This is a genomic window from Sulfuricurvum sp. (assembly GCF_049305995.1).
In the GTDB taxonomy this organism is placed as follows: Bacteria; Campylobacterota; Campylobacteria; order Campylobacterales; family Sulfurimonadaceae; genus Sulfuricurvum.
In genome coordinates this window covers 1-2,556 of the sequence record NZ_JBAQPS010000100.1, presented here as the reverse complement: position 1 = coordinate 2,556, position 2,556 = coordinate 1, and the positions used below count along the sequence as shown (strand labels likewise).

The 2,556-nt window shown below is 48.1% G+C and carries 1 protein-coding gene; it reads right to left on the bottom strand.

Annotation, left to right across the window (positions count from 1 at the left end; genetic code table 11):
* Positions 1 to 2,556: DNA polymerase I (gene polA, locus WA010_RS03360; protein WP_422555760.1), on the bottom strand; the 2,556-nt coding region annotated here is incomplete at both ends.

Below are 2,556 nucleotides of genomic sequence, written 5' to 3'. Positions count from 1 at the left end.
GATATGTTCCATTGCATCTACAAATCGCAGTGCCAATTCTGGTGCAACCTCTTCATCCACCTCAAAAATCAGTTCATCGTGGATTTGTAAAAGCATTCGGGCGCGTAATCCCTCTGTCCGGATCATCGTATCGATTTTATTCATCGAGAGCTTAATGAGATCCGATGCGGAGCCTTGGAAAACAGTGTTGACTGATTCGCGCTCGTAGGCCGCTTTGAGCATCGGAGTAGCAGAGCCGAAATCAAAATAGCGACGGCGGTGGAGCAATGTCTCGACGTATCCCATCTCTTTGGCCTGCTCGACGATACCGCTGAAATACCCCTTAACACTCGGGAAGGTCTCGAAATAGCGCTCGATGATCTCTTTTGCCTCTTTGGTGGTGATCCCGAGGGTATCGGAGAGCTTTTTCTGCCCCATTCCGTACAAGAGACCGAAATTGACCGTTTTGGCAATATTACGCTTACGAGGTGCATCCTCAGCACCGAACAATGCAATCGCCGTTTGCATGTGGATGTCATGTCCCTCATTAAAGGCGTTGACCAAAACACTATCCTCACTAAAATGGGCGAGAAGACGAAGTTCGATTTGCGAATAGTCGATCCCGATCAGTTTTTTCCCAGCAGGGGCAACAAATGCTTCGCGGATACGCATCCCAAGTGCCGTTTTGACAGGGATATTTTGGAGGTTTGGATTTTTAGAACTGAGCCGTCCCGTTGCGGTTCCCGTCTGAACAAACGAGGTATAAATACGAGATTCAGGATCATTTTGTGCCAATGCGATCAGCGGTTCGATGTAGGTGGAGTAGAGCTTGTGATATTCGCGGTACTGTAACAACATTGGGATAACGGGATGTTCATCTTTAAGAGAGTCTAACACCTGCTCGTCAGTACTATAGCCTGTTTTAGTCTTTTTGCCGTGAGCGAGTCCCAGTGTTTCAAACAATATCACCCCAAGCTGTTTCGGAGAATTGAGATTAAATACGGTTCCGCAGGCGCTGTATATTTGTTCGGTTAGAGTGGCAATCTCTAAGGCTACCTCTTTTTTAAACAGCTCCAACACCGCCGTATCGACGGCTATCCCCTCTTTCTCCATCCCCAGTAACGTGATGGTAAAGGGGAACTCAACGTTAAACGCCTCATCCAGAGCTTCTTGAGCGCCCTTGAGGAGAAGTTGTTCCCGAAGTACGTCGTAGAGTTGAAAGGTGATATAGGCATCTTCTCCCGCATATTTACACGCATCTTCGATCGCGACCGAGGCGAAGTTTTCCCCTTTTTTGACCGTGTCTTTGAAATGGATCATCTCATGGTTCAAAAGGCTCTGGGCTAGGCTATCCATCGAAAGTGAGCGAGCCGAATCGGTGAGCCATGCCATCACCATCGTATCAGCATGGATAGAGAGACGATCCACCTCTAAAAATCGGGTGACGAAATGGAGGTCAAATTTAATGTTGTGACCAATCACTTTGCGTGTGAAGAGATTTAGGATCGCTCTCTTCGCCGCCTCAGGTGAGACTTGATCCCCTACTCCCAAATAACTGTGCATCATCGGGACGTAATAGCCCGTTTTGGTGTCTGTACTAAAGCTAAAACCGACCAGATGATCTTTGGTCGGGTCGAGTCCTGTTGTCTCGGTATCGAATGCGATAATCGCATCGTCAGGGATGGCTTGAATGACATTCATCAGCGATTCATCGGTATCGAGAAGAATACTGCAACCATCGACAGAAGAGCATTTTTTCCCGTCATCCTCGTGCTTGACACGGGGGTCCATCTTAGAATCTAAAGCTGGATTCCCGCCTTCGCGGGAATGACGATCTCCTTGCGATTCTTCAAATAATGCTTTGGCTTTCAACGTACGAAGAACTGCGTTCATCTCATAATGAACCAAGTCATCGTAAATCGGTAAGAACGGATTATCGAAGTGCATTGCAAATTCCGAAAAATCGAGGCTGTCAAATACGTCGTCTTTGAGGCGTACCAGCTCACGGGAGCGGAATGCGTCCTCACGATAGGTCTCCAATAGCCCTTTGATCCGAGGAGGTGTCACTTCGTCCAGCCTCGCATACATCTCATCCAATGTCACGAACTGTTCAAGGAGTTTTTGCGCCGTTACTTTCCCGATCCCTTTAACGCCGGGGACGTTATCGGCGGTGTCGCCGATGAGGGATTGATAATCGATAAACTGGCGAGGGTGAACACCGTATTTCTCTTCGCAGTGGCGTTCGTTCATCACTTTTTTACTGATGGCATCTACGAGCACAACCCGATCATCGTCGATCAGCTGATAGAGGTCTTTATCGTGCGATACGACGCGAACTAAAAAGCCGTGCTGACGCGCTTGACGAACCACCGATGCGATCATATCATCCGCTTCAAAACCGCTTTGAGAGAGCGATTTATATCCCATCTTATCGATCCACTCGATAGCGATAGGGAGCTGCATCACTAATTCTTCAGGTGCGGGAGAACGGTTAGCCTTATAGTTCGGATCAATTTCGGCGCGAAAACTCGGACCTTTAGCATCGAGGGCAAAAATGAGATAATCGCTGCTGTGGTC